Genomic DNA, 26,612 nt, shown 5'->3' on the forward strand with positions numbered 1-26,612 from the left:
CGCTCTATCCCCTGAGCTACGAGGGCGGGACACCGGGTAACCGGTGTGTCCTGCAGGGACTAAAGAAGCTTAGCAGGTTCTTACCGGTGCCCGGAAACCATTTCCCCGCCCCCACCCGCCGAGAGGCCAGTTACGGCTCGTTTCAGCCTGCAAAAGAGCCGTAACTGGCCTCTCGATGGATCAGGAGGAGGTTAGTAACCCAGGAACGGATCGGTGTGGACCCGGCGCACGCCGGCACCCTTGAGGGCGCTTCGGGCAGCAGCAACGGCCGACGGCGAACCGGCCACAAAGGCGGTCCGCTCGGCGGCGTCGGGCACCGCCTTGGACAGGGAAGCGGCATCCGGCAGGCCCGCCCCCAGCCAGGCCCATCCCGGAATCGACGGGTCGGCGGGAGTGCACACCAGGACTCGGACGCCAAGGTCAGCGAGCTCCGCGGCATATGCCAGCTCCGCCACAGAGGAAGCGGCGTAAACGAGCACGATGTCCCGGTCCCTGGCACCAGCGGACCGCAGCTGGCTCAGGAACGGGGTGATGCCGATTCCCGAGGCCACCATCAGGACCTTGCGCGAAGTATCACGGGGGAGCTGGAAATCGCCGCCGACGGAGGTTGCAGAGATTCGGGCCCCCGGCTTCAGCGCCAGGAGCCTGGTCTTGAACGAACTGCCCGGATCCGACACCCGCAGGGCCACCGATACGGTCGCGGGGTCTGCCGGATCGGACGTGAGGCTGAAGATCCGGCGCAGTCCGCGGCCGTCCGGGCTGGGATGCGGCAGGCTCAGCTCCAGGTACTGGCCGGGGGTGTAGCGCAGCGGCCTTTCGGGCTCGAATACCAACTCCCGCGAACTCGGAGTCAGGTCCCGGGCGGAGCGAAGCCGCAGTGAGATGCCGCCGCGCTGCCCGGCAGCGAAAGCAAGCAGGTTGCCGACCAGCAGGGCCAGTTCGGGGGACATAAAGACCGGCCCCACGGATAGCGGCACGGCAAACAGGACGCCTACGACGGCGGCTTCAGCCAGGCGCTGCCAGCGCAGCGGCGGCAGTGTCAGCGGCTCGGAGAGCATAAAGCCGGCGAAGAACAGGACGGGATAGGACGTGAACGCCGTTGCGAGTCCTTCCAGCACCGGTTCCCCCGCGGCAGCGAAGCGAAGCGTGACTATTCCCGCAGCCACCGCAACGAATACTCCGGCCATCGGCAGCAGGCGGCTGCGGTAAAGCACCAGCAGCGCTGCCGGGATCACCACAACGAGCATCAGCGGTGCAGCCACCCACCAGACCGGCGCGTTCAGCCCCGTGACGCCCATGGCAAAGGCGCCAACGGCAGCGGGGTTGAAGATGTGGCGCCGCCGCCAGACCAGCAGGTATTTCGAGGCCGTCGCGGCCAGAGCCGCCAGCGCGATCCAGCCCAGCTGGACACCGTCAGTGGTTGGCCAGAAGAGGAAGAACAGCAGCAGCCCGGTAATCAGGGCAGAATCCGTTTGCGGGAAGGTCCGGAATAGCAACCCCATCACCCGGCTTGCCATCAGTGTGGAGACCACCGCCGTTGCCAGCGTCGCCGCAAGCTCGGCCGGAGTGTAGAAAAGCGCCCCCGCAAGGGAGAGCACAAAGGACCACGCGGCCATGGCCAGCAGCAGTACCACCAGCATGCGGTACATGCTCATCTTGCCCAGCAGGCGTTGCAGCCGTGCGGAGGGAGTGCTCAGTGAAACGGTCATGAAAAAAGGACTCCAGCCATTGCGGGTGAATACTCTGCCCTGCCGTCGGAGAACATTCGCACGTAGTCGAATTCGAACTCGGCAGCGAGAGCGGAAGGATCGGTGAGGAACAGTGCTGTGGCCAGGCCGTCTGCCGTCAGGGCGTTCCGGGCAAGGACCCAGGTGGCAGCTACGGCCTTGACCGGTAAGCCCGTGGAGGCATCCAGGACGTGGTGCAGGCCATTGCCCCATGCCCGGCGGTTGGTGGCGGAGGCACACAGGGCACGGTCCTGGAGGTGCACGACGCCGATGGCCTGGTTTGGGTCGAAGGGATGCTCCAGCCCAACCCGCAGGCCGGGTCCGCAGTGGCGCATGTCGGAACCGGCATCAACCACAACCGAAGCATATCCGCGTCCGGTGACCAGTTCCCAGACGAGGTCTACCAGGTGGCCCTTCCCGGCAGCCCCGACGTCGAGCGTCCCGGCGCGGTCCAGGCTCAGGCGGACATCGCCCGAGGCCCCGGATTCCCATCTCACAGCCTCCGGCCAGGGCGGAGCACCGGCAGCCGGACCCTGCGGGGTCAGCCGGTAGCCGGGGCCGTAGCCCAAAAGTTCCAGCGAACCTCCAACCAGCGGGTTCATCCGCCCGTCGGTCAGCCGGTCCAGGGAATCAAAGAGGGAGAACAACTCCGCCGTGTAGCCGGGAAGGGATACCGTGCCTTCCCCGCGTGAGAGCCCGGACAGGATCGAGTCGGTGCGGAAGCGGGAGAGCGCCTGGTCGTACTCGGAGACAAGCCCGGTAACGGCCGCACGGGTATCGGCGTCGAGCGGGGCCTCGGCGCTGATTTCCCACTGTGTGCCAATCGCTTCGAATGCCCAGGACTCCATGGCTGGCCTCTAGCGGGCGGCTTCGCTCTTGATTTCGTCCAGTGCCTTGTTGAAGCCGGAGCTGGTCAGCGAGGAAGAAGCGATTTTGTCCACCTTCACCTCATCAAGGGGCTTTCCAACGACCTCCTGCTGGACTCCGTCAGTGAATTCAGCCTGGTAGCGCTTGGACGTCGGGTGGTTGCCGGACGTGGAGACTTCCAGGTCAGTGACAACGCCGTCGCTCAGGGTCAGGGAGACCGTGACCTCTTCCTTGGTGTTCGACGGCGGAATATAGCTGCCCTTGGCTGTGTATTCACCGTCCTGGTACTCACCGCCAATTGCCGCCGCAGCACTGGACACAGCACCACTAGGCGCGGTACCACTGGACGCGGTACCACTAGGCGCGGTACCACTGGACGCTGCGGGCGTGGAAGCCCCCGTTGCCTCGTCGGGAGCGGTGTCCTGGGCCGTTCCGGCGGATCCGCAGCCGGCGGTTCCCAGCAGTGCCAGCCCGGCGGCAGCAGTTAGCAGCGGTTTCTTGGAATTCACGGATGCTCCTTCAATTGCAGGCGGGTCTTCCCCTCTTATTACAACCCATCAACGCTGCCGTGTGCCTTTCGGTGCCCTGCTGTGCTGCAGGACACATTCGCGTCCGGGTGCGGCAGTCCGCCAGACGCAAAACGGAGGAATAAGGCCCGCGCGGGCCACCCCGCTATGCTTAACCGGTGACTCCTGAAGAACTTTCCTCTGCCGTAACTGCCTGCCTCAAAGACGCCATCGATGCGGGTGACTTCAGCATCGAGCTTCCCTCCGACGTGCGCGTGGAGCGCCCGCGGAACCGGGACCACGGCGACTGGGCCACCAACATTGCCCTGCAGCTCTCCAAGCAGGCCGGCATGAACCCCCGCCAGTTCGCCGAAATCCTCTCTTCGCGGCTTGAGAAGATCGACGGCGTTGCGAAGGTGGACATCGCCGGACCCGGCTTCCTGAACATCACCCTCGACGCCGGTGCCGCCGGCGAACTTGCCAAGGCAATCGTTGAAGCCGGCCCTGCCTACGGCCGCTCCGAGGCCCTTTCCGGCACCAGGATCAACCTCGAGTTCGTTTCCGCGAACCCCACCGGCCCGATCCACCTGGGCGGAACCCGCTGGGCCGCCGTGGGCGATGCCCTGGCCCGGGTCTTCGAGTCCCAGGGCGCGGAGGTCACCCGCGAGTACTACTTCAACGACCACGGCGCGCAGATCGACCGCTTCGCCCGCTCGCTGCTGGCATCCGCCAAGGGCGAGCCGGCACCGGAGGACGGCTACGCCGGTGCGTACATCGAGGACATCGCCTCCCGCGTGCTCACGGTTGAACCGAACATCCTGGAACTGCCCGACGCCGAGGCGCAGGAGCGCTTCCGTGCCATCGGCGTGGACCTCATGTTCGGAGACATCAAGGAATCCCTGCACAACTTCGGCGTGGATTTCGACGTGTACTTCCACGAGGACTCCCTGCACGAAAACGGGCAGGTCGAGATGCTGCTCGAGAAGCTCAAGGGATCCAAGAACCTGTATGAGAAGGATGGCGCCTGGTGGCTGAACTCCACCGAGTTCGGTGACGACAAGGACCGCGTTGTCATCAAGTCGGACGGCAACGCCGCTTACATCGCCGGGGACATCGCCTACATCCAGAACAAGCGTGAGCGCGGCTTCGACCTGAACGTCTACATGCTCGGTGCCGACCACCACGGCTACGTGGCGCGCCTCAAGGCCGCAGCGGCCGCTCTTGGGCACGACCCGGAGTGTGTGGAGGTGCTGATTGGCCAGATGGTGAACCTGGTCAAGGACGGCAAACCGGTCCGGATGTCCAAGCGTGCCGGCACCGTGGTCACGCTCGAGGACCTGGTTGACGCCGTCGGCGTGGACGCTGCCCGCTACACCCTGGCCCGCTTCTCCGCCGATTCGAACATCGACATTGACCTGGACCTGCTGACCAAGCGCAGCAACGAGAACCCGGTGTTCTACGTCCAGTACGCCCACGCGCGGACCTACGCCCTGGCCCGCAATGCCGAAGCCGCCGGCGTGGATGACTCCGCGTTCGACGCAGCCCTGCTGTCCCACCCGACCGAAAGCGCGCTGCTCGCGGCCCTGGGCCAGTACCCCGGCGTGGTGGCCCAGGCCAGCACCTTCCGCGAACCGCACCGCGTCGCCCGGCACCTGGAAGTCATTGCCGGCACCTACCACCGCTGGTACGACGCCTGCCGCATCGCGCCGCAGAACGGGGAAGAGGTCACCGACGTGAACCGCACCCGCCTGTGGCTGAACTCTGCTGCACGGCAGGTCCTGGCCAACGGACTGGACCTGCTGGGCGTCTCGGCGCCGGAACGGATGTAAGGACCCATGAGCGTTTCCCCGCTGGCACCTGCGTGGCTCAGCTGGCCCGAAGATTCACATACGCTGCGCCCGGATATGTGGGCCCGCGATGTCCAGCGCGGCCGGGACGGCGAGCTGGAGATCTCCCGCATCCGCGTCTCGGCACTGGCCGAGGAATTCGGGACGCCGCTGTTCGTCGTCTCTGAGGCTGACTTCCGGGCCCGTGCCCGGGACTTCAAGGACTCCTTCGATGAGGCGTTCGCCGATGCCTGCGGGGGAGTGGACGTCTACTACGCCGGCAAGGCGTTCCTCTGCACTGAAATCGCCCGCTGGGTAGCCCAGGAAGGGCTGCGGCTGGACACATGTTCCGGAGGAGAGCTGGCTGTTGCCGCCCGCGCGGGAATTCCCGGTGCCTTGCTGGGGCTGCACGGGAACAACAAGTCCGACGCCGAGCTGAACCGTGCGCTGGACATGGAACTGGGCCGCATTGTGGTGGACTCCCTGCCGGAACTGCACCGGCTGGGCGCCATTGCACAGGACCGCGGCGTGCAGGCCAACGTGATGCTGCGGCTGACTCCCGGAGTACATGCCCATACGCATGAGTTCATCGCCACGGCACACGAGGACCAGAAGTTCGGCCTGTCCATGGCCGCCGACCCGGAAACCGGCGTCTCTCCTGCCGCAGCCGCCGTGGCTGCAGCACTGGAGAACCCGGGCATCCGGCTGCTGGGCCTGCACAGCCACATCGGCTCGCAGATCTTCGACCCCGCAGGGTTCGAGGAAGCCGCGCGCCGCCTGCTGGGTTTCCTGGCCGAGGTCAAGGCGCTGCACGGCGTCGAGCTGCCCGAACTGGACCTGGGCGGCGGCTATGGAATCGCCTACACGGAAGCTGATACCCCGCGCCCGGCCGCAGAGATTGCTGCGGCAATGGCCGCCGTCGTCTCCGGCACCTGCGCCACCCTGGGACTTTCCGTACCGCGGATCTCGATCGAACCCGGCCGCGCGATCGTGGGACCCACTACGTTTACGCTCTACCGTGCCGGGACCGTCAAAACGGTGCGCGTGGATACCGCCGACGGCGGTTCCGCGGAACGCCGTTACGTCTCCGTTGACGGCGGCATGAGCGACAACGCCCGGCCCGTCCTGTACGACGCGGACTACTCCGCAGTGCTGGCCTCCCGTGCCTCGGAACATGACGCGGTTATTTCGCGCGTGGTTGGCAAACACTGCGAGAGCGGGGACATAGTGGTGAGGGATGTTTATCTGCCCTCGGACGTTGACCACGGAGATCTGGTGGCCGTTCCCGGCACCGGCGCATACTGCTGGGCGCTGTCGAGCAACTACAACTACATTGCCCGTCCGCCCGTCGTGGCTGTCCGGGACGGCGCAGCGCGGCTGATTATCCGCGGCGAAACCGAAGAAGACCTGCTCGCGCGGGACGTTTCATGACCGGTATAGGAGAACGCAAAGCAATGAAGACCCTCAAGGTGGCCCTGCTGGGGTGCGGCAACGTGGGATCCCAGGTGGCCCGGATTCTCCTGAACGACGCATCGGACCTCACGGCGCGCACCGGAGCGAAGCTTGAGCTGGCCGGAATTGCCGTCCGCAACCCGGAGGCTCCCCGCGACGTCGAGCTTCCGCGCGAACTTTTCACCACCGACGCTGAATCGCTGGTGGAGTCTGCGGACATTGTCATTGAGCTTATGGGTGGCCTGGAGCCTGCACGCACACTGATCCTGCATGCGATCGGGCACGGCGCGTCCGTGGTCACGGGGAACAAGGCCCTGCTGGCCGCCGACGGCGCCGCGCTGTATGAGAAGGCCGACGCCGCCGGCGTCCGCCTGGCCTACGAAGCTGCAGTGGCCGGCGCCATCCCGATCCTTGGCCCGATCCGGGACAGCCTGTCCGGAGACCGGATCACCCGCGTACTGGGCATCGTCAACGGCACCACGAACTACATCCTGGACGCCATGGACAGCACCGGCGCCCAGTTCGCCGATGCGCTGGCAGAGGCACAGCGGCTGGGCTACGCCGAAGCCGACCCCACCGCGGACGTCGAAGGGCATGACGCCGCAGCCAAGGGTGCGATCCTGGCCTCACTGGCGTTCCACACCACGTTCGAAATGGCCAATGTGTCCTGCGAAGGCATCACAGCGGTCACCGCGGCGGACATCGCCGCTGCCAAGGACGCCGGTTTTGTCATCAAGCTCCTGGCAATAGCCGAAAAGCTGGAGGACGACGGCGCCGAAGGCGTCAGCGTACGGGTCCACCCCACGCTCCTGCCGCGCACGCACCCGCTGGCCGCAGTGCACGGCGCGTTCAATGCCGTTTTCGTCGAGGCGGAAAACGCCGGAGAGCTCATGTTCTACGGCCAGGGTGCCGGCGGCACTCCCACGGCATCGGCAGTGATGGGCGACGTCGTCACCGTTGCCCGCCGCCTCGTCCTGGGTGGCCATATGGGAGTGGAAGCTGCCTCCGGGCACGTTCCCGCCCTGCCGCTGGAGAAGGTCACCACCAGCTACAGCATTGGACTTGACGTCGCAGACGCACCCGGCGTCCTCTCCGCCGTCGCCCGGGTCTTTGCCGAAAACGGCGTCTCGATCGAAACCATGCGCCAGAAGAGCCACACTGACGCAGCCGGCGCCACCGCCGAGCTGCGCTTTGTCACCCACCGCGCACCCGAGGCCGCCCTGGCGGCCACCGTCGAGGCCATCAAGGGCCTGGACGTCATCAATTCAGTCACATCCGTCCTGCGGGTAGAAGGGGTCTAGAACCTTGGCTCATCAATGGCGCGGCGTTATCCGCGAATATGCCGACCGTCTGCCGGTAACCGAGAACACCGAAGTTATTACCCTCGGCGAAGGCGGCACCCCGCTGGTCCATGCGAAGGCCCTGTCCGAGCTGACCGGCAACGAGGTGTACCTCAAGGTCGAAGGCATGAACCCGACCGGTTCGTTCAAGGACCGCGGCATGACCATGGCCATGACCGCTGCCGTGGAAGCCGGCGCGAAGGCCGTTGTGTGCGCCTCGACCGGCAACACCAGCGCTTCCGCTGCCGCCTACGCAACCCAGGCCGGCCTCACCTGTGCCGTGCTGGTGCCGGACGGCAAGATCTCCATGGGCAAGCTCAGCCAGGCAATTGCCCATGGCGCGCAGCTGCTCCAGGTCAACGGCAACTTCGACAACTGCCTTGAGGTGGCCCGCAAACTGGCCGAGGCGTACCCGGTGTTCCTGGTCAACTCCGTGAACCCGGCCCGCATCGAAGGCCAGAAGACCGCCTCCTTCGAGGTTGTTGACTACCTCGGCGACGCCCCCGACTACCACCTGCTCCCGGTGGGCAACGCGGGCAACATCACCGCCTACTGGCGCGGTTACCAGGAGTACGCCCAGCCGTGGACCAACCAGGCCGGCACCGAGCTGGCACCGGTTGCGACCAAGACCCCCGTCATGTGGGGTTTCCAGGCCGAAGGCGCCTCTCCGCTGGTCAAGGGCCACCCGGTCACCGATCCGGACACCATTGCCACTGCCATCCGGATCGGCAACCCGGCTTCCTGGGACCAGGCGATTGCCGCCCGCGACGAATCCGGCGGACTGATCGAAGCCGTCACGGACACCGAGATCCTCGAAGCCCACCGCTGGCTCTCCTCCCGCGAAGGTGTCTTCGTGGAACCGGCTTCCGCAGCCGGCGTCGCCGGCCTGCTCAAGAAGCACGCCGCCGGCGAAGCACCCACGGGGAAGAAAATCGTCATCACGGTCACCGGGCACGGGCTGAAGGACCCGCAGTGGGCGCTGCGCACCGCGGACGGTTCGGATGTTGAACCCACCAAGGTGGACTTCGACGTCGTCAGCGTGGCCGCTGCCCTGGGGCTGGAAGAGTCCGCCCCGGCTGAAGCCCGCTAGCCGGGCCTGCAGGTGGAAATCCAGAAGGCGGATGCCGCTTCGGGTGCCCGGGTTGCCGCAGGCCAGGACCTCAGCGTCCGGGTCCCGGCCACCAGTGCAAACCTGGGGCCGGGCTTCGATTCACTGGGCCTGGCCGTCACGCTGTATGACACCGTCCGGGTGCGCACCACGGACTCTGACGGGATTCGGGTCCGGGTGGCCGGCGAGGGCGCGGCAGTGCTGCCCACGGACGAAACCCACCTCGTGGCCCGGACCATCGTGGACACCATCCGGCGCGCAGGATACGCCGCGGGAGGTTTCGAGCTCGAATGCGAGAACGTCATTCCGCATGGGCGCGGACTTGGCTCCTCGGCGTCGGCGATCGTCTCCGGCGTGCTGGCAGGCAACGCCCTGCTGCCGCCTTCCGCGCGCCTTGACGCGGCTGGCCTGCTGCATGCCTGTTCCGCCCTGGAAGGACATCCGGACAACGTGGCGCCTGCCCTTGCCGGTGCGCTGGCGGTCTCCTGGGAACAGGAGGGCATTTTCCGGTCCGTCCGCGCGGAAGTGCATCCGGACATCATCCCGGTGGCTGCCGTCCCCGCCACGGAGCTTTCCACCGAAAGTGCCCGCGGACTGCTGCCCGCCATGGTTCCGCACCGCGACGCGGCAGCGAACTCCGGCCGGGCGGCGCTGCTGATGCAGGCCCTCACCGCGGACCCGTCGCTGCTGAGTGAAGGAACCGAAGACTTCCTGCACCAGGGGTACCGGGCACCGGCCATGGCACCCAGTGCGCAGCTGATTACCGCCCTGCGCGCCGCAGGTTTCGCTGCCGTCGTTTCCGGAGCCGGCCCCACTGTGATGACCTTGGCCGCCGGAGCGGAGCAGGCCGATGCCGCCGAAGCCTTCCTCGCTGCGCACCTCAGTGGGGAAAACAGCGGAAATTGGCGTGTGCTTCGGCTTGGCGTGGACCGAGATGGTGCTAGAGTGGTACTGCACCAGCGGTAAATGCCGTAACCGATACATGTATCGGGACATGTATTGGTACATGTATCGATATGAGAATCGGTATACGACCGTATTTGTGCTTCCACCGGCAGGTCGTCCCATTCTGTGGACCACCGTGGCTTGCTCCTTATGACCGGATTTGTTGACTGTTCTGCAGCTTCCAGCCCAGGTGCTGGCAGCAAAGCAGCCTTCATAACGATTCGGACGGCAGGGTAAAGTCCACCCGCGGAAATGCAAGCATCGGTGTAGCCTTCCGGAGACTGCCAAGAAACGGTCAGTCGAACGATTATCCGATCCACGCGTTTTCCGGCAGCTTAGCTGCCGTAGCTCCCGTGGACTCTCCAACCAAGGCACCAGCAGATTCACCGTTGCCGGGATTCCCCGCAGCAGGTGAACCCTGGACCGCATGTCAGATCATCGGTCCCAGGGCCATTCAACGCGGCCGGCATCCACGCCGGACCGCCCGACGAGGGGGAAGGATCCTTCGTGACAGATACCACCGACCTGACTGCAGGTGTGGACTCATCAGCATCCGCCGGTTCCAACGGTGAATCGAATTCCAAGAGCTCCGGCCTTGCCGGCCTGAAGCTTGCACAGCTGCAGGCACTGGCCGGCCAGCTGGGCATCACCGGCGGATCCCGCATGCGCAAGGGCGACCTGGTTACCGCCATTTCGAACCACCAGCGCGGCGGGGCAGTAGCAGACCGTCCGGTCCGCGGTTCCAAGGCCGAGGCTCCGCAGGCGGACAAGGCCGTGGCTGAGCGCCCGGTCAAGGAAGCCGCAGCACCGGCTGAGGCCGCTGCTGAGGGCGAGAAGAGCGCTGAGCGTCCGTCCCGCACCCGCAACCGCAACCGCCGTGCAGCGAGCGACGGCGTCGTCTCTCCTGCCGCCAGCGAAACTGCTGAAGCTGCGCCCGCCGAAGCGCCGGCAGCCGCACCGGTGCATGAAAGCGGCCGTGAAGAAGGCCAGCGCGAGCGCGGCCGGAACCGCCGCAACCGACGCAGCGACAGCGAGAACACCGCTGAAGAGGCCACCTCCGAGGCAGCCTCGACGCAGGACAAGGCCGAGAAGGGCGAAGCGCCCCGCGAATCCCGTGAGGATGACCGGAACGAGCGTTCAGGGCGCAGCCGCAACCGCAACGACCGCAGCGAGAAGAACGACCGCGACGGTAACCGGAATGACCGCGAGAACAACCGGGACAACTCCCGCAATGACCGCGAAAACAACCGGAACGACCGCGAAAATAACCGGAACGACCGCGAGAACAGCCGCAGCGACCGGGACAACCGCGATTCCGACGGTGACGACAACAGCCGCAGCGGACGCAACCGCCGCAACCGCAACCGGAACGACCGCAATGACCGAGGCGACCGCAACGACCGGTTCCGCGACCGCAACGAGCGGCGCCGCAACCGCGACCGCGGCCCCGAGGTTGACGACGTCGAGGTCACCGAAGACGACGTGCTGCTGCCCGTCGCTGGCATCCTGGACGTCCTGGAGAACTACGCATTCGTCCGTACCTCCGGTTACCTGCCCGGACCGAACGACGTCTACGTCTCCCTCGCCCAGGTCAAGAAGTACAACCTGCGCAAGGGCGACGCCGTCGTTGGCGCCATCCGTGCACCCCGTGAGGGAGAGAACCAGGGCAACACTGCGCGCCAGAAGTTCAACGCGCTGGTCCGCCTGACCTCCGTCAACGGCAAGCCGGCCGAGGACAACAAGGACCGCGTTGAGTTCAACAAGCTGGTTCCGCTGTACCCCTCCGAGCGCCTGCGCCTGGAGACCTCGCCCAAGGTGATCGGCCCCCGCGTCATCGACCTGGTTGCACCGATTGGCAAGGGCCAGCGCGGCCTCATCGTCTCCCCGCCGAAGGCAGGCAAGACGCTGATCCTCCAGGCGATCGCCAACGCGATCTCCATCAACAACCCCGAAGTGCACCTGATGATGGTCCTCGTGGACGAACGTCCCGAAGAAGTCACCGACATGCAGCGCACGGTCAAGGGCGAGGTCATTGCCTCCACCTTCGACCGTCCCGCCGATGACCACACCACGGTCGCCGAACTCGCCATCGAGCGGGCCAAGCGCCTCGTGGAAATGGGCAACGACGTCGTGGTCCTCCTGGACTCCATGACCCGTCTGGGCCGTGCCTACAACCTGGCTGCTCCCGCGTCGGGCCGTATCCTCTCCGGCGGTGTCGATTCTTCGGCCCTGTACCCGCCGAAGCGTTTCTTCGGTGCTGCCCGCAACATCGAAAACGGCGGCTCGCTGACCATCCTCGCAACTGCTCTGGTTGAGACCGGTTCCAAGATGGACGAGGTCATCTTCGAGGAGTTCAAGGGCACCGGCAACATGGAACTGCGCCTTTCCCGCAACCTCGCGGACAAGCGCATCTTCCCCGCCGTGGACGTCAACGCCTCGGGCACCCGCCGCGAAGAGAACCTGCTCTCCGCTGAAGAGGTCAAGATCATGTGGCGCCTGCGCCGCGTCCTCTCCGGTCTTGATACCCAGCAGGCACTCGAGCTCCTCACCGGCAAGATCAAGGAAACGCAGTCAAACGTAGAGTTCCTGATGCAGGTGCAGAAGACCACCCTGGGCACTAAGAACGATTAGCTGCCTTACCTAGCCGCTCATGCCCCGGCCCTCTTCGGAGGACCCGGGGCCTGGGCGGCTTGGCAGTTAACGGCAGCCCGATTATCTCCAGGTGCAGTGCAGGGCGAGAATGGTTCTAAGACAGCAGCGGGATCCGCGTACAACAGCGCGCATCCCACGGTGCGAAGAAGGAATGGAAAACAATGTTTGAGTCCATACAGGGACTGCTGGATGAGCACGCTGAACTCCAGATGCGGCTCTCCGATCCCGCCGTGCACGCGGACCAGGGCCTGGCCCGCCGGCTGGGACGGCGTTATGCCGAACTGAGCCGTATCGTCGATGCCTACAACTCCTGGCACGGCCTGGAAGACGACCTCGCTGCCGCCCAGGAAATGGCGGCCGAGGATCCCGAGTTCGCGGCTGAGGTTCCTGTCCTCAAGGACCAGCTGGCCGAAGCCCAGGAAAAGCTGCGCCGCCTGCTGATTCCGCGTGACCCCAACGACGGCCGCGACGTCATCATCGAGGTCAAGGGCGGTGAAGGCGGCGACGAAGCTGCCCTGTTCGCCGGCGACCTGCTGCGCATGTACACCCGCTACGCCGAGCACCGCGGCTGGCGGACCGAGATCATTTCCGCTACAGAATCGGACCTTGGCGGTTACAAGGACGTCTCCATGGCCATCAAGGGTTCCTCCAACGACCCGGCCGAAGGTGTTTACGCCCGCCTGAAGTACGAAGGCGGCGTGCACCGCGTCCAGCGTGTTCCCGTCACCGAATCGCAGGGCCGGATCCACACCTCGGCCGCCGGCGTGCTGGTACTGCCCGAAGTGGATGAGCCCGAAGAAGTCGAGATCAGCCAGAACGACCTCAAGATCGATGTGTACCGGTCTTCCGGCCCCGGCGGCCAGTCCGTGAACACCACAGACTCCGCCGTGCGCATCACCCACCTGCCCACGGGAATCGTGGTGGCAATGCAGAACGAGAAATCCCAGCTGCAGAACCGCGAAGCTGCCATGCGTGTGCTCCGTTCCCGGATCCTGGCACACGAGCAGGAAAAGATCGACGCCGCGAACTCGGACATCCGCAAGTCGCAGATCCGCACCATGGACCGCTCCGAGCGCATCCGCACCTACAACTACCCGGAAAACCGGATTGTGGACCACCGCACCGGGTACAAGGCCTACAACCTGGACACCGTTATGAACGGTGACCTGGAAGCCGTTGTCCAGGCAGCCATCGAAATGGATGAGCAGGCCCGCCTGGACGCAATCGGCGACGAAGCCTAGGCAACGCATGCCCTCCCTGGAGACGGCCCTGCGGAACGCCACTGCGGAACTGGCCGCTGCCGGCGTGCCCAGCCCGCGGGTGGATGCGGAGCTGCTGGCTGCGCACCTGCTCGGCGAAAGCGTTGGCAGGGTGAAGGCGCTTGCCTTCACGGATGCCGAAGCTCCCGAAGGCTACCCGGAGCTGGTTGCCGAACGGACCCGCCGCATTCCGCTGCAGCACCTCACGGGGAAGGCCTACTTCCGCCGCTTGGAACTCTCTGTTGGGCCCGGTGTCTTCGTGCCGCGCCCGGAGACTGAAACCGTGGCGCAGCTGGCCATCGACCAAGCACTGCTGGTGCCGGCGCCGGCCAGGGTCGCGGACCTTGGCACAGGGTCCGGTGCAATTGCCGGATCGGTGGCCGCGGAGGTGCCGGGAAGCCAGGTCCTTGCGGTGGAACTGAGTCCGCTGGCCCTCGCCTGGGCCCGCAAGAACCTTGAACCCCTCGGTGTGCAGGTGCTCGAAGGCGACCTGCGGACGGCGCTGGCCGAACAGGACGGAACGTTCGACGTCGTTGCCTCCAACCCTCCCTACATTCCGGCGGACGCAGTGCCCAACGAACCCGAGGCAGCGCAGCACGATCCTGCCATGGCGCTGTACGGCGGGGGAGCAGACGGGATGGAGCTTCCCGCCGCTGCCGCGCGCACCGCCGCGAGGCTCCTGCGCCCGGGCGGATACTTCGTGATGGAGCATGCCGAGGTGCAGGCCGGAACAATTGCCGAACTCCTGGCATCGGATCCCGCATGGCAGGACATCGCGTCCCATACGGACCTGAACGACCGCCCCCGGGCGACCTCGGCAGTCAGGTCAGCAGCCCCAACCACCCTTCATGACGTGAAAGAATAAGCCCGTGACCACCAGCTTTGACTGCTCAGATATTGATACCCGCAGTGCCGGACTAGCGGCCGCACAGCAGGCCATCGCCAACCGGCAGTGCATTGTGCTCCCCACCGACACCGTGTACGGCATCGGCGCCGATGCCTTCTCGCCCCAGGCGGTGGCAACGCTGCTGGCAGCAAAGGGCCGTGGACGATCAATGCCGCCGCCCGTCCTGGTGCCCCGGCTGCAGACTATGGACGGACTGGCCGTTGATGTTTCCGACGAGGCCCGTGCCCTGGCTGAAGCCTTCTGGCCGGGAGGGCTCACCTTGATTTTCCATGCGCAGCCTTCGCTGACCTGGGACCTGGGGGACACCAAGGGCACCGTGGCGCTGCGGATGCCCGACGACGAGATTGCCTTGGACCTCCTGGCCCTGACCGGACCGATGGCTGTCTCTTCAGCCAACCGCACGGGGCAGCCCGCCGCGCAGACCGCGGCTGAGGCGCAGGCCCAGCTGGCCGAGTCCGTGGAAGTCTATTTGGAGGCAGGCCCGCGTCCCGCCGAAGGCAGCGAAGGAATTCCGTCGACGATCGTGGACGCTACGGGTTCCGTTCTGCGGGTAGTGCGCGACGGCGCGGTCAGCCTGGACGAACTACGGGCCGTGGTCCCCTCAGTGCTGGGGCTGGGCGAAGAGCCTGCTCCCCAGGCTGCCCTTTCCGGCGAGCCTGCCGACGCCGGCACCGAAACCCAGGCATCACCCCAGTCCTAGGACCCCGTCCGGAGCCGCGGCTCCCCGGGGAACGTGCCGGAAGGCAGCAGTCCGTGAGGGCTGCTGCCTAGGCGCGCTTCCGGGCCGCTTCGAGGACCTGATGGACCCGCGGAGCGGGTACGTTCCCGGTAGCCTCGGCCCAGCCCGGCTCCTGCCGCTGGCCAAACCACATCATTTCCACCCGGCGAAGCGTTCCGTGCAGCCGCTCACCGAGCAGCCCCGAAACAAGGTAGCCGGCCCGCAGCGCAGCGCGGCATAGCCAGACAGGCAGGTGAAGCGGACGGCGTCCGCCGGCCGCGCTCAGCACGGAGGCCACGGTTGCCCCTTCCCACGGCTGCAGGATGACCGGCGGCACGCTGCCGGAATACCGTCCGGCGGCGAGCACAAAGGCGCACAGGGCATCCACGGAGCTTACCGGGCTGGGGGACTCCCCCCGTCCGGCAACGGAGGACAGGGGAGTGGAGGCGACGCGGACAAGCGACGCCGTTGTCTGGCGGGACGCGCCCTGGACTGAGGTGGCGCGAAGACTGGTCACCTGGCACGTTCCGGGCGCCCGTGCTGCCAGTGCGGCCTCACCAAGCGCCTTGGAACGGGAATAGGCAGAAAACGGCTCCACCTGCGGGCTCTCATCCAGCAGCGGACGGTGGCCCTGCACGGCGGCACTGCTGAGATGGATAAAACGCCTGGCACCGGCGTCGTCCGCGGCATCGGCGATGACCACCGGCAGCAATGCGTTGGCACCACGCAGCTCGGGGGAGTCGGCACCGGTGGGTGTGGCCAGGCCTGCTGCGTTGATCACGACGTCGACCCCGGCCAGTTCACCGGAAAGGTCCTGCCGGACGTCCCGGAGCGCAGCCGCCTCAGCAAGAATGCCCGAAGCATCCGAGGACCGGGCGCTAAGCCGGGGAGCCTTCACGAAACGCACGGTAACGCCGGCGCGGGTCAGGGCCTCTTCCAGGGAGCTGCCGATGAAACCGCTGGCTCCGAGGACAGCCCAGATGGGCTCGGGGGCGTGGCTGGCGGGTGTACTGCTGCTCAAGGGATAACTGTCCTGCCGGTTCCGGGATGCGGGGATGCGTCGGGGCCGCCGGGCCTGGTCTCCGCCAGCGGCGGCATAGGCTGCCACCGGGAATCCCTGAGGATGGCCCGGGATTCACGCCAGCCCCGCCACAGGCTGCCGGCGCCGCGGAGCCGGCGTTCCACGGCCGCGAGCCGCAGAAGTTCCTTGGCTGCCGTGAGGACGGTGCCGGCCGCGAACCCGGCGCGGTTGAACTGGCCGTGATGGCGCAGGTAGCCGGCAGTGTGCCCCCGGTTCCGCATGGCACAGAAACGGCTGAGGTCGCTCGAGTCATTCAGGTGCCGGATGCCCAGGTCGATTTGCTTCTGCGGCCGCACCTTGCGGAGTACAAAATCGTTGACGTAGGCGACTTTGTGGTTCCGGGACGCGAGCCAGCCGTAGATCTCATCATCTCCGTTGATGAAGTACCGGCGGTCCGGAAGCCCGATCTCGCGCACGGCCGCAGCATTGATGAGCATGCCCTCAAAGCAGCCCACGTTGGTGTCAAAGGCCGCGCTGTCCCGGAAGACGTTGCCGCGGACGGGCACATGCATGCCCAGCAGCGGAATGAACCTGTGCTGCCAGAAGAACGGATTCCCTGCTTCGTCATAACGCCTGCCGTGGATGCAGTCGTATGTTCCGGTCCACTTTGCCAGTGCGGCCACGGCACCCGGGAGGGCTTCGACGTCGTCGTCCATCAGCCAGAGCCATTCGGCGCCCAGATCCAGTGCAGCCTCGATGCCCGCAGCGAAACCGCCTGAACCTCCGGTGTTCTCTGTGAGGGTGCACACCGTCAGCGGCACCGGGAACCCGTCTGCAGCGGACTTGAGATAAGCGGCGGTGTCATCGGTGCTGGCGTTGTCCACCACCACAACCAGCTCCGGTGCAGGGTCCAGTGCAGCCACGGACTCCAGCAGGCCGCGCAGGTAGCCGGACCTGTTGAAAGTCACGATTACCAGCGCCAGGCCGTCAATTCCCGCTGCCGTCGCTGACACGCTAGAAACCATGGTCGGACGGCGGGCCGAACATGCTGCCGCGGAAACCGCCGGCGTAGGCGCGCAGCCAGGACCGGAACCCGCGCAGGTCACGGGTGCGTGCGAAGTGGACGGGGTAGCCCACCGCGTCCGCAGCGAGGGACCGGACCCGCTTGTACTTGCGCGTAAGGTGACCGCGGTTGCGGTAGAAGAAAAAGCGCTTGAACTCGGTGTCGGGGACCAGGACATGCAGGCGCCCGCCAAGGATCTCCCGGACCTCGGACCAGGCAGCCGGGTGACTCAGTGCCACCGTGGTCAGGGTGCCGAAGGGAATGCCCGCCTTGCGAAGCCGAATCATGAAATCCGTCTCATCGCCGCGGATGAAGAGCTTGAGGTCGGGCAGGCCAACGCGGAAGAAAACATCGCGGCGGATCAGCGCACCGTTGAAGAAGTGGCCCACGCCGGGGATGAATCCGGCCTTGGCGACCTCCGCCCGGTCATGGGTGAGGCGGCCGTCAATGCGGAAGTGGAAGGAGAGCGTGTCTGGTTTCCCGGGAGCAACCACGAGCGGAAGGATGACGTCCAGCCCGCGTTCGTTGGCGCCGTCGATCAGTGCCTGCAGGCAGCCCGGGTCTTCCGGATGCGCGTCATCATCCATGATCCAGATCCAGTCCGCACCGGAGGCCATCGCGGTGAGGATAGCGAGGGAGAAACCGCCCGCGCCGCCCAGGTTCGTCTCCGAACGCACGTAGTTGACGTTGGCCGCGGAAGACTCGGCGATATCCTTGACCGGGCTCTTGCCGGAGTCAACCAGCGCCACGGAAGAGATACCGGCGGACTGTGCGGCAAGGGCCCCGAGAAGGGTCTTGACGTCATCGGGGCGGTCAAATGTCACCGCTGCCACGGCCACTGATTCCGGCAAGACGATCCTTTCAAGGCTCCGCCCGAATACCCCGGCGGTGCCGGACGTTCAAGGGGGTGCAGTTAGTATGCTGAATAGAATTCAGTCTATTACACCGGATTGGACGCCCTGCCGTGCCTGCGGCACGGCAGGACCGCTTACAACCTAGACACGAACCGGGCGCAGGCCCGCTGAGGACTATGAACGATTCAAGCAGGGACAGAACCACCCCGGTCAGGGAAGAGAAGCCGGCGCTCTGGCTCTGGTCCCAATATGTGCTGGACTCACTGGCCTGGGTGGTGGCCATTGTCCTGGCGCTGATCCTGCGTTACGAGCTGTCCGTCGACGAGATCAACGTGTCCGGCCTGGCTGCGTTCTGCGGCGTGGCCGTGGTGACCCAGCTGGTGGTCGGGTATTCATTTGCCCTCTACCGCGGGCGGTACAGCTTCGGCAGCTTCCACGAGATGCGCCTGCTGGCGGTGGTCACGATTGTGGTCTCGGCAATCCTGGTCCTGGTCAGTGCGCTCTTTGGCCTCGCGATCGACATTCCCCGCAGTACCGGCGTGCTGGCGTTCCCCTTCGCCTGCCTCTTCATGGCTGCGATCCGCTACATGAAGCGGATGTATGTGGAGAGCAAGGCCCGCCCCGGCGAGGAGGCACACCGGACGCTGATTTACGGTGCAGGCTTCCTGGGCAACTCCCTGGTGACGCGGATGATGAACGATCCGGATTCGCCGTACTTCCCCGTAGGCCTGATCGACGACGATCCTGCCAAGAAGCACCTGCGGCTCGGTACCGTTCCCGTGGTGGGAAAGCTCACGGACCTGCGTGAGGCAACGCAGCGGACCCGCGCCACCGTGCTCATCATTGCAATCGCCGACGCCGATGCCGCCCAGGTCCGCCAGGTCACCGACCAGGCTGAAGGCCTGAACCTACGGGTGATGGTGCTTCCGCCGCTTCGGGACATGCTGGCCAAGGGGTCAGGAGCCGGACTGACCGACTTCCGCGAAGTGGCCGTCGAGGACCTTATTGGCCGCCGCCCAGTGGACATCCACGTGGACGAGGTAGCCGGCTACCTCAAGGGCAAGAAGGTGCTGGTCACCGGCGCCGGAGGGTCGATCGGTTCCGAGCTCTGCCGGCAGATCACGGCGTTCGAACCCAGCGAGCTGATCATGGTGGACCGCGATGAGACCGGCCTCCAGCTCACCCAGCTTTCAATAACCGGACAGGGCCTGCTCAACGGGCGGGACACGGTCCTTGCGGACATCCGCGACGCGCGGGCCCTGGACGAGATTTTTGCCCAGCGCCGCCCCGACGTCGTTTTCCATGCTGCGGCGCTCAAGCACGTCTCGCTCCTGGAGCAATACCCGCTGGAGGCATGGAAGACCAATGTCCTTGGCACGGCGAATGTCCTGCGCTCGGCCCAGAAGGCAGGCGTCAGCCACTTTGTGAACATCTCCACGGACAAGGCAGCGAACCCCACAACCGTCCTGGGGCATTCAAAGCGCGTGGCAGAAAAACTCACTGCGTGGATGGCGGGGCGCAGCGGACGCCGTTTCGTTTCGGTGCGGTTCGGAAACGTGATCGGCAGCCGGGGGTCCATGCTGCCGCTGTTCACCGAACAGATCCGCCAGGGCGGGCCGGTAACGGTCACGGATCCTGAGGTTACCCGCTTCTTCATGACCATCCCCGAGGCCTGCCAGCTGGTGATCCAGGCCGGCGCAATCGGACGCGGGGGAGAGGTGCTCATCCTGGACATGGGCGAGCCGGTGAAGATCCTGGACGTTGCACGCCGCATGATCGCCATGTCCGGAAAGGACATCGAGATTGTCTTCACAGGACTCCGGAAGGGCGAAAAGCTCCACGAGATCCTGGTGGGCACGGGAGAAGACGATTCCAGGCCGCTCCACCCCAAGATCTCTCATGCCTCCGTTGCCGTCCTGGACCCGGAGGACCTGGACGCCGAGGACTGGCTGCGGCGGTGCGGCTTCGGACCGGTGGCCGCTGCGGAGACCGCAGGGGGAGCAGCCACCGCCCTCTTCCCGCTTCCTGATACGGCGGCCCTGCGACTTGCCGATATCCAGGACGGACCCTCAGCCGGGCAGGGCGATCGGCGGACCGGCTGATGGCACTTGCCGCTTCGGCAGCAACCGCGTTTCTGGTGAGCCTGCTGCTGCCCTTCGCGTTCATCCCGCTGCTTCGCCGGCTGGGCGTAGTGGATGTGCCCAACGAACGTTCCTCCCACACCAAGACCGTCATCAGGGGAGTGGGTGCCACCATCGCGGCCGGAGTGCTGCTCGGGCTTGGAATGGCGCTGCTGACCGGCTACGTGGCGGTTGACCGCTCACTGCTCCTCCTGCTGATCGGCATCATCGCTTCGGCAGCACTGCTGGGCTGGGTGGAGGACTTCCGCGGGCTTTCCGTCGTGGTCCGCTTCGGCCTGCAGCTGGCTATCGGGGCAGCCGGAACGACTGCGCTGGCCGCCGCACTGGGGCAGAGCTTCTGGTGGATCCCCGTGGGAACGCTCGTCATTGCCGGCTACATCAACGTCGCCAACTTCATGGACGGGGTCAACGGCATCTCCGGCCTGCACGGATTGGCAGTCGGAGTTCTCTATGCCGTGGCCGGCGTCCTCTCGGACCAGGTTTGGCTCATTGCCGCAGGGGCGGTCATCGCTGCCGCCTTCGCGGCCTTCCTGCCCTGGAACCTGGGCCGCGGGTCGGTTTTCATGGGCGACGTCGGCAGCTACCTGCTGGGGTCTGCCATCGCCGGCACCGCCGTGGCAGCCTTCCTGGCCGGCGTCTACGTCGAATACCTGCTGTTCCCGATCCTGATCTACCTGCTGGATGCCTTCACGACCCTGGTGCGCAGGATCTGGCGCGGCGAGAGGTGGTATGCCGCCCACCGCCAGCACGTCTACCAGCGGCTGACAGATGAGGGTTTCAGCCACGTCCAGTCTGCGTCCCTGGTCACCCTCTGCACCGTGCTCATCGGTGTTACCGGCCTTGTTACGGGCGGATCCGGATGGGGAGTAACGGCTGCCGGAACGGTCTTCGTGACAGCTGTCGCCGGCTTGTATCTGGCGTCGCCGAGGATCGCCGCCCGCCTCCGGCAGCGGGCACGCGCCTGATGCCCAGCCGGGCACCGGGCAGCACCTGCGCCGTTCGCATGGATGTCACGGTGCAGTTCTATGTACTGTAGAATTCAAGCGTTGCGACGTACAAAGCTGCGTCCGCACTATCTTTTTCCCCACAGCACAAGGATGATCCTGCAGCCATGAGCCAAGCCGACGGCGCACGCGCTAAGCGGATCAGTGCTTCCGGGCCCACGGAGGCACCGTGGCTCCGCATCCTGCGCACATCCCTTGTCTGGACCGGAGTCCCTGCTGCTGCCGCCGCAGCAGCGGCGTTTGCGGGCCCGGGTCCTGCGGGCGCAGCAAGCGTTGCCGCCGGCTGGGCCATCATCGCCCTGTTCTTCGGCCTGAGCCTGCTGGTCGGCCACGTCGTGGGACGGAAGAACCCGTCAGGTGCCATAGGCATGTTCGCCGTAACGTACGCCTTCAAGGTCGTTGGTTTCGCTGCCGGACTCCTGGTTATCGGCGTCCCCGACTGGCTGGAGCGAACCTGGTTCGCCGCCGCTGCCCTTGGCACCGTCATAATCTGGCAGGCAGCGGAGATTCGCGCCTTTTCACGCACCCGGCAGCTTATATTCTCCGATGCGCCTCCAAACACCGACAATTCACTGAGAGGAGCCTGACGTGGCCAAGTCAAAGAAGAATGCGCCCGGACAGGTTCCCGCAGCGTTTGAAGCGCCGCTGAGTAAGCGCCGCGCAATCCTCCAATATGTCCTGTCCGGAATCATTGCCCTTGGTTTGATAGGGTGGGGGCTGGACAGTCTTCTGGGGACCCGCTGGATTCTTTTTGCAGGTATCGCCCTGGGCGGGCTGAGCGGTTTTTACGTCGCCGCCGCCCACGGGCTCACTTCCACTAAGCCAAAACCGCCCACGGGCGGAGAGCGGCCGGATGAGGGTTAGACGAAGCAATGTCACACAACTTAGTAAACGGATGCATAACACATGCCCCCGCCAATGAAATGCCCAACGATGGACAAAGCAGAGAGGAAACGCGTTGATCGCGCTTGCGCTTCCCGCCGCCAATGAAGAGGGGTTTGTTGCACCAACCCTCGAAGAAATGCACCTCCCTGAGATCCTTCCCTGGGGCGCCGAATACGGCGAGGGCTTTGGAAAGCAGATGCTGCTTATCCTGCTGTCCGTTGCCCTGATCAGCTGGTTCTTTATTGCTGCCGCACGGAAGCGGCAGCTCGTTCCGGGCCGGCTGCAGTTCCTGGGCGAGTTCAGCTACAACCTGGTCCGCAACTCGATCGGCCGCGACATCATCGGTGAGAAGGACTTCCGTCCGTTCGTTCCGCTGCTGTTCTCGCTGTTCTTCTTCATCCTGCTCAACAACCTGTGGGGCAGCATCCCGCTGGCCCAGCTGCCGACCACCTCCCACGTGGGCACGGCGTACGCGCTGGCCGCCATCGTGTACTTCACCTGGATCATCCTGGGCATCAAGAAGCACGGCATCAAGTACTTCAAGTACGCCACCGTTCCTTCCGGTGTTCCGGTGTTCATCCTTCCGCTGGTGGTCCTGATCGAAATCATCTCGACCTTCCTGGTCCGCCCGATCACCCACAGCCTCCGACTTTTCGCCACGATGCTCTCAGGGCACCTGATCATCATGCTCGCCGCTTCGGGCACCGAGTTCCTGCTGCTGGAGGCCGAAGGCCTGCTGAAGCCGCTCGGTGCGCTGACCCTGGTTGGCGGCGTCGGAATGTTCTTGTTCGAAGTTTTGATCCAGTGCCTGCAGGCCTACGTGTTCACCCTGCTGACTGCGATCTACATCCAAGGCTCAGTAGCAGCCGCGGAGCACTAAAACCTCCCCTTGCGGGGAAACCCCTGAACCAAACAACCTGCCCGCGGGCATCTTGAAAGGAACATCCATAATGGAAATCTCCATCGACGGCAACCTGAACCTCATCGGCTACGGCCTCTCGGCAATCGGTGGTGCAATTGGTGTGGGCCTCGTCTTCGCCGCTTACATCAACGGTGTTGCACGCCAGCCCGAAGCACAGCGCGTGCTGCAGCCGATCGCCTTCCTGGGCCTGGCCCTGACCGAAGCCCTCGCCATCCTTGGTCTGGTTTTCGCGTTCGTCCTCTAACGTCAGCGCGTATTTCCCACACCAAGTAGATAGGACGGATGAGAAATGAACGAGGCAGTAATCCTCGCCGCCGCTGAAGGCGCTAATCCTCTGATCCCAAACATCTGGGAGATCCTGGTAACACTGCTTGGCTTCGCCGTGCTGATGTTCATCGTCGTCAAGTTCGTCGTCCCGATGTTCGAGAAGACGTATGCAGAACGTACCGAGGCCATCGAAGGCGGACTTGCCAAGGCCGAGGCAGCACAGGCTGAAGCCAGCGCTGCCCTCGACGAGTACAAGCAGCAGCTGATTGACGCACGCACCGAAGCCAACCGGATCCGTGAGGAAGCGCGCGCTGAAGGCGCTCAGATTCTCGCCGACCTGAAGGCAAAGGCTGCTGCCGAATCGGCACGCATCATGGAACAGTCCCAGGTGACCATCGAAGCAGAGCGCCAGGCAGCAGTTGTCTCGCTCCGCGCCGAGGTCGGATCCCTGGCCACCGAGCTGGCAAGCAAGATCGTTGGCGAGTCCCTCGCCGACGACGCACGCTCCGCACGCGTGGTCGACCGTTTCCTGGATGAGCTGGAAACCTCGCAGAACGCAGGTGCGGTTCAGTAATGGCAGGTATATCGAGCGAGTCACTGGCAGCGGCCCAGGGTCAGTTGGAAGCACGCCTTCCCAACGCGACCCTCGGCCTTGCCGAGGAACTCTTTGGAATCCTGGGCCTCCTGGACGGCCAGACCGGCCTGCTGCGGGCCCTGACTGATCCGGCTCGTGACGGCCATGAGAAGGCAGCCCTGGTCTCCAAACTGGTTGGCGGCAAGGTTTCGGCCGACGCCGAGCAGATTGTTGCTTCTTTGGTTGAATCCCGGTGGCGCACACCGCGCGACCTCGGGGATGCTCTGGAAACCCTGGCTGCAACGGTTGTCTCCGCGGTCGCGGAAAACAAGGGACCGGGTTCCGCCGGCCTTGAAGAACTTGAGGGCGATCTCTTCGCCTTCAACGAGACCGTGGCGTCCAGCCATGAGGTGCAGCGAGCACTGTCCAACCCGCAGGCAAGCCTGCAGGCGCGGGCAGAGCTGGCAGAGAAACTGGTGCCCGGCAGCTCTGACGCTGCAAAGGTACTGATCCGTCAGGCTGTCACCGCTCCGCGCGGACTCCGCCCAACTGCCCTGGTAACCCGGTTCCTGGAACTGGTTGCCGGACGGCAGCAGCGGTGGATCGCCGAAGTGCGGACCAGCCGGCCGCTCACCGATGAGCAGCGCGCACGTCTGCAGGCGTCCTTGAACGCCCTGTACGGCCGCGAGCTGAAGATCAACGCAACCGTTGATCCCTCGATCGTCGGTGGCATCCGGGTTACGGTGGGCGATGAAGTCGTCGATTCCACCGTGGTGACCCGTTTGTCGGAACTGCGCCGGAAGCTCGCGGTTTAGCCACCTTTTGTGGCTTACCGGGCCATGAGAAACATTTGAGAACCAATCGAAGGTCATCGGCACGAAGCGATGATCACAACATAGGAGAGCAGGGACTGCAGATGGCCGAATTGACCATCAACGCCGACGACGTCCGTAATGCGTTGAATGAATTTGCGGCGTCCTACGAACCCGGAAACGCAGAGCGCGTTGAAGTTGGCCGCGTAACCACCGCCAGCGACGGCATTGCCCGTGTGGAGGGCCTGCCCTCCGTAATGGCGAACGAGCTGCTTCGGTTTGAGGACGGCACGCTGGGCCTGGCCCAGAACCTCGACACCCGTGAAATCGGTGTCGTTGTCCTTGGCGACTTTGCCGGCATTGAAGAAGGCCAGGAAGTTCACCGTACCGGTGAAGTCCTGTCCGTCCCCGTTGGGGATGCCTTCCTGGGCCGCGTCGTCGATCCCCTGGGCGAGCCCATGGATGACATGGGTCCGATCCAGGCTGAGGCACGCCGTGCACTGGAACTCCAGGCACCGGGTGTTACCCAGCGTAAGTCGGTTCACGAGCCGCTTCAGACCGGCCTGAAGGCCATCGACGCGATGATCCCGATCGGCCGCGGCCAGCGCCAGCTGATCATTGGTGACCGCAAGACCGGCAAGACCGCGATCGCCGTCGACACCATCCTGAACCAGAAGGCCAACTGGGCCTCGGGCGACACTGAGAAGCAGGTGCGCTGCATCTACGTGGCCATCGGCCAGAAGGCTTCCACGATCGCCGAGATCAAGCGGACCCTCGAAGATGCAGGCGCCATGGAGTACACCACCATCGTGGCCTCCCCGGCATCTGACCCCGCAGGCTTCAAGTACCTGGCACCGTACGCCGGTTCGGCCATTGGCCAGCACTGGATGTACGGCGGCAAGCACGTCCTGATCATCTTTGATGACCTCTCGAAGCAGGCTGAAGCCTACCGCGCCGTTTCGCTGCTGCTGCGCCGCCCGCCGGGACGCGAAGCCTACCCGGGCGACGTCTTCTACCTGCACTCCCGCCTGCTGGAGCGCTGCGCAAAGCTCTCCGACGAGCTCGGTGCAGGGTCGATGACCGGCCTGCCGATCATCGAAACCAAGGCAAACGACGTTTCGGCCTACATTCCGACCAACGTCATCTCCATCACCGACGGCCAGATCTTCCTGCAGTCGGACCTCTTCAACGCCAACCAGCGCCCCGCCGTGGATGTTGGTATCTCTGTCTCCCGCGTTGGCGGTGCAGCACAGCAGAAGGCCATGAAGAAGGTCTCCGGTACGTTGAAGCTGGAACTGGCCCAGTACCGCGACATGCAGGCATTCGCCATGTTCGCCTCGGACCTGGATGCGGCTTCCCGCCAGCAGCTGACCCGCGGCGCACGCCTGATGGAACTGCTCAAGCAGGGCCAGTACGCACCGTTCCCCGTTGAAGACCAGGTTGTCTCCATCTGGGCCGGTACGAACGGCTTCCTCGATGACGTTCCGGTGGAAGATGTACGCCGATTCGAATCCGAGTTCCTTGACCACGTCCGCCACTCTTCGAAGGTCATGACCGTTCTGGCCGAGACCAACAAGCTCGAAGATTCAACGGTTGACGAACTCAAGACGCTCATCACCAACTTCAAGCAGGGCTTCTTCGGCGAAGGTGACAACCGCATGGTTGCCGCCGGCCACGAAGAAGCTTCGGCTCTGGACGAGGATGCAGTCGACCAGGAAAAGATCGTCAAGCAGAAGCGCTAGCGCCCTTAGAGTTCCGCGGC

The 26,612-nt window shown here is 65.1% G+C and carries 24 protein-coding genes; 18 read left to right on the forward strand and 6 right to left on the reverse strand.

Annotated elements, in window-relative coordinates; translation table 11 throughout:
• Positions 1-191: 191 nt before the first annotated feature.
• The 3 genes from ABFX29_RS09745 to ABFX29_RS09755 are packed head-to-tail and all read right to left on the reverse strand — an operon-like array spanning position 192 to position 3,103.
• Positions 192-1,709, reverse strand: coding sequence for an FAD-dependent oxidoreductase (locus ABFX29_RS09745; RefSeq protein ID WP_152226958.1), 1,518 nt, complete (start codon positions 1,707-1,709; stop codon positions 192-194).
• Positions 1,706-2,575: an FAD:protein FMN transferase gene (locus ABFX29_RS09750; protein ID WP_152226960.1), complete on the reverse strand. Its 870-nt coding sequence runs from the start codon at positions 2,573-2,575 to the stop codon at positions 1,706-1,708. The genes ABFX29_RS09745 and ABFX29_RS09750 overlap by 4 nt, the downstream gene beginning before the upstream one ends.
• A gap of 9 nt (positions 2,576-2,584) precedes the next feature.
• Positions 2,585-3,103 carry an FMN-binding protein gene (locus ABFX29_RS09755; protein WP_152226962.1) on the reverse strand — a complete coding sequence of 173 codons (519 nt, stop codon included), beginning with the start codon at positions 3,101-3,103 and terminating at the stop codon, positions 2,585-2,587.
• A 176-nt stretch (positions 3,104-3,279) separates the two neighbouring features.
• On the opposite strand from ABFX29_RS09755, the gene argS reads away from it, so the two are divergent.
• From argS to ABFX29_RS09800, 9 genes are all read left to right on the forward strand, one after another.
• The gene (gene argS / locus ABFX29_RS09760; protein WP_152226964.1) at positions 3,280-4,929 is read left to right on the forward strand and encodes an arginine--tRNA ligase; all 1,650 of its coding nucleotides are present in this window, start codon (positions 3,280-3,282) and stop codon (positions 4,927-4,929) included.
• 6 nt (positions 4,930-4,935) lie between these two features.
• Complete coding sequence (lysA, locus tag ABFX29_RS09765) at positions 4,936-6,357, forward strand: diaminopimelate decarboxylase (RefSeq protein ID WP_152226966.1); 1,422 nt, start codon at positions 4,936-4,938, stop codon at positions 6,355-6,357.
• A 23-nt stretch (positions 6,358-6,380) separates the two neighbouring features.
• Complete coding sequence (locus ABFX29_RS09770; RefSeq protein ID WP_152226968.1) at positions 6,381-7,679, forward strand: homoserine dehydrogenase; 1,299 nt, start codon at positions 6,381-6,383, stop codon at positions 7,677-7,679.
• Positions 7,680-7,683: 4 nt separating this feature from the next.
• The gene (gene thrC / locus ABFX29_RS09775) at positions 7,684-8,808 is read left to right on the forward strand and encodes a threonine synthase (RefSeq protein WP_152226970.1); all 1,125 of its coding nucleotides are present in this window, start codon (positions 7,684-7,686) and stop codon (positions 8,806-8,808) included.
• Between the two features lie 12 nt (positions 8,809-8,820).
• Entirely contained in the window at positions 8,821-9,792 is a 972-nt protein-coding gene (thrB, locus tag ABFX29_RS09780) for a homoserine kinase (protein ID WP_152226971.1), read from the forward strand.
• 486 nt (positions 9,793-10,278) lie between these two features.
• On the forward strand, positions 10,279-12,402 hold the full coding sequence (gene rho / locus ABFX29_RS09785) for a transcription termination factor Rho (RefSeq protein WP_152226973.1): 2,124 nt from the start codon (positions 10,279-10,281) through the stop codon (positions 12,400-12,402).
• Between the two features lie 182 nt (positions 12,403-12,584).
• Positions 12,585-13,664 carry a peptide chain release factor 1 gene (prfA, locus tag ABFX29_RS09790; RefSeq protein ID WP_152226976.1) on the forward strand — a complete coding sequence of 360 codons (1,080 nt, stop codon included), beginning with the start codon at positions 12,585-12,587 and terminating at the stop codon, positions 13,662-13,664.
• A 7-nt stretch (positions 13,665-13,671) separates the two neighbouring features.
• On the forward strand, positions 13,672-14,547 hold the full coding sequence (gene prmC, locus ABFX29_RS09795) for a peptide chain release factor N(5)-glutamine methyltransferase (RefSeq protein WP_152226978.1): 876 nt from the start codon (positions 13,672-13,674) through the stop codon (positions 14,545-14,547).
• A 4-nt stretch (positions 14,548-14,551) separates the two neighbouring features.
• Entirely contained in the window at positions 14,552-15,289 is a 738-nt protein-coding gene (locus ABFX29_RS09800; protein ID WP_152226980.1) for an L-threonylcarbamoyladenylate synthase, read from the forward strand.
• Positions 15,290-15,356: 67 nt separating this feature from the next.
• On the opposite strand, the gene ABFX29_RS09805 is transcribed toward ABFX29_RS09800, so the two are convergent.
• Genes ABFX29_RS09805 through ABFX29_RS09815 form a run of 3 tightly spaced genes read right to left on the reverse strand, consistent with a single transcriptional unit; the run spans position 15,357 to position 18,242 of the window.
• Entirely contained in the window at positions 15,357-16,328 is a 972-nt protein-coding gene (locus ABFX29_RS09805) for an NAD-dependent epimerase/dehydratase family protein (protein ID WP_246167319.1), read from the reverse strand.
• A complete protein-coding gene (locus ABFX29_RS09810) occupies positions 16,325-17,341 on the reverse strand; it encodes a glycosyltransferase (protein WP_246167322.1) in 1,017 nt (338 codons plus the stop codon). Before ABFX29_RS09810 ends, ABFX29_RS09805 begins: the two co-directional genes overlap by 4 nt.
• Before the next feature lies 1 nt (position 17,342).
• Positions 17,343-18,242 carry a glycosyltransferase gene (locus tag ABFX29_RS09815; RefSeq protein ID WP_152226984.1) on the reverse strand — a complete coding sequence of 300 codons (900 nt, stop codon included), beginning with the start codon at positions 18,240-18,242 and terminating at the stop codon, positions 17,343-17,345.
• 179 nt (positions 18,243-18,421) lie between these two features.
• On the opposite strand from ABFX29_RS09815, the gene ABFX29_RS09820 reads away from it, so the two are divergent.
• The 9 genes from ABFX29_RS09820 to atpA all read left to right on the forward strand — a co-directional run bounded on the left by ABFX29_RS09820 (position 18,422) and on the right by atpA (position 26,592).
• Positions 18,422-20,347 carry a polysaccharide biosynthesis protein gene (locus ABFX29_RS09820; protein WP_152226986.1) on the forward strand — a complete coding sequence of 642 codons (1,926 nt, stop codon included), beginning with the start codon at positions 18,422-18,424 and terminating at the stop codon, positions 20,345-20,347.
• Positions 20,347-21,351: an MraY family glycosyltransferase gene (locus ABFX29_RS09825; protein WP_152226988.1), complete on the forward strand. Its 1,005-nt coding sequence runs from the start codon at positions 20,347-20,349 to the stop codon at positions 21,349-21,351. Before ABFX29_RS09820 ends, ABFX29_RS09825 begins: the two co-directional genes overlap by 1 nt.
• A gap of 146 nt (positions 21,352-21,497) precedes the next feature.
• Complete coding sequence (locus ABFX29_RS09830; RefSeq protein ID WP_152226990.1) at positions 21,498-21,977, forward strand: hypothetical protein; 480 nt, start codon at positions 21,498-21,500, stop codon at positions 21,975-21,977.
• Position 21,978: 1 nt separating this feature from the next.
• Positions 21,979-22,254, forward strand: coding sequence for an AtpZ/AtpI family protein (locus ABFX29_RS09835; protein ID WP_152226992.1), 276 nt, complete (start codon positions 21,979-21,981; stop codon positions 22,252-22,254).
• Between the two features lie 94 nt (positions 22,255-22,348).
• Positions 22,349-23,155 carry a F0F1 ATP synthase subunit A gene (atpB, locus tag ABFX29_RS09840; protein WP_152226994.1) on the forward strand — a complete coding sequence of 269 codons (807 nt, stop codon included), beginning with the start codon at positions 22,349-22,351 and terminating at the stop codon, positions 23,153-23,155.
• Between the two features lie 70 nt (positions 23,156-23,225).
• Positions 23,226-23,441, forward strand: a complete 216-nt coding sequence (gene atpE, locus ABFX29_RS09845; protein WP_146361523.1) for an ATP synthase F0 subunit C — start codon at positions 23,226-23,228, stop codon at positions 23,439-23,441.
• A 45-nt stretch (positions 23,442-23,486) separates the two neighbouring features.
• On the forward strand, positions 23,487-24,038 hold the full coding sequence (locus ABFX29_RS09850) for a F0F1 ATP synthase subunit B (RefSeq protein ID WP_152226996.1): 552 nt from the start codon (positions 23,487-23,489) through the stop codon (positions 24,036-24,038).
• Positions 24,038-24,853: a F0F1 ATP synthase subunit delta gene (locus ABFX29_RS09855; RefSeq protein WP_152226998.1), complete on the forward strand. Its 816-nt coding sequence runs from the start codon at positions 24,038-24,040 to the stop codon at positions 24,851-24,853. Before ABFX29_RS09850 ends, ABFX29_RS09855 begins: the two co-directional genes overlap by 1 nt.
• A gap of 101 nt (positions 24,854-24,954) precedes the next feature.
• Positions 24,955-26,592: a F0F1 ATP synthase subunit alpha gene (atpA, locus tag ABFX29_RS09860; protein WP_152227000.1), complete on the forward strand. Its 1,638-nt coding sequence runs from the start codon at positions 24,955-24,957 to the stop codon at positions 26,590-26,592.
• Positions 26,593-26,612 lie beyond the last annotated feature (20 nt).

Origin of the sequence: Arthrobacter gandavensis (genome assembly GCF_039528575.1) — a bacterium.
Taxonomy (GTDB): Bacteria; Actinomycetota; Actinomycetes; order Actinomycetales; family Micrococcaceae; genus Arthrobacter_B; species Arthrobacter_B citreus_B.

Bases quoted from the DNA above. Each gene is read 5' to 3' on its own strand.
- atpE (WP_146361523.1), top strand. From the start codon at position 23,226: ATGGAAATCTCCATCGACGGCAACCTGAACCTCATCGGCTACGGCCTC.
- ABFX29_RS09825 (WP_152226988.1), top strand. From the start codon at position 20,347: ATGGCACTTGCCGCTTCGGCAGCAACCGCGTTTCTGGTGAGCCTGCTG.
- lysA (WP_152226966.1), top strand. From the start codon at position 4,936: ATGAGCGTTTCCCCGCTGGCACCTGCGTGGCTCAGCTGGCCCGAAGAT.
- ABFX29_RS09830 (WP_152226990.1), top strand. From the start codon at position 21,498: ATGAGCCAAGCCGACGGCGCACGCGCTAAGCGGATCAGTGCTTCCGGG.
- prmC (WP_152226978.1), top strand. From the start codon at position 13,672: ATGCCCTCCCTGGAGACGGCCCTGCGGAACGCCACTGCGGAACTGGCC.
- ABFX29_RS09820 (WP_152226986.1), top strand. From the start codon at position 18,422: ATGAACGATTCAAGCAGGGACAGAACCACCCCGGTCAGGGAAGAGAAG.
- ABFX29_RS09850 (WP_152226996.1), top strand. From the start codon at position 23,487: ATGAACGAGGCAGTAATCCTCGCCGCCGCTGAAGGCGCTAATCCTCTG.
- ABFX29_RS09750 (WP_152226960.1), bottom strand. From the start codon at position 2,575: ATGGAGTCCTGGGCATTCGAAGCGATTGGCACACAGTGGGAAATCAGC.
- prfA (WP_152226976.1), top strand. From the start codon at position 12,585: ATGTTTGAGTCCATACAGGGACTGCTGGATGAGCACGCTGAACTCCAG.
- atpA (WP_152227000.1), top strand. From the start codon at position 24,955: ATGGCCGAATTGACCATCAACGCCGACGACGTCCGTAATGCGTTGAAT.
- ABFX29_RS09745 (WP_152226958.1), bottom strand. From the start codon at position 1,709: ATGACCGTTTCACTGAGCACTCCCTCCGCACGGCTGCAACGCCTGCTG.
- ABFX29_RS09855 (WP_152226998.1), top strand. From the start codon at position 24,038: ATGGCAGGTATATCGAGCGAGTCACTGGCAGCGGCCCAGGGTCAGTTG.
- ABFX29_RS09770 (WP_152226968.1), top strand. From the start codon at position 6,381: ATGAAGACCCTCAAGGTGGCCCTGCTGGGGTGCGGCAACGTGGGATCC.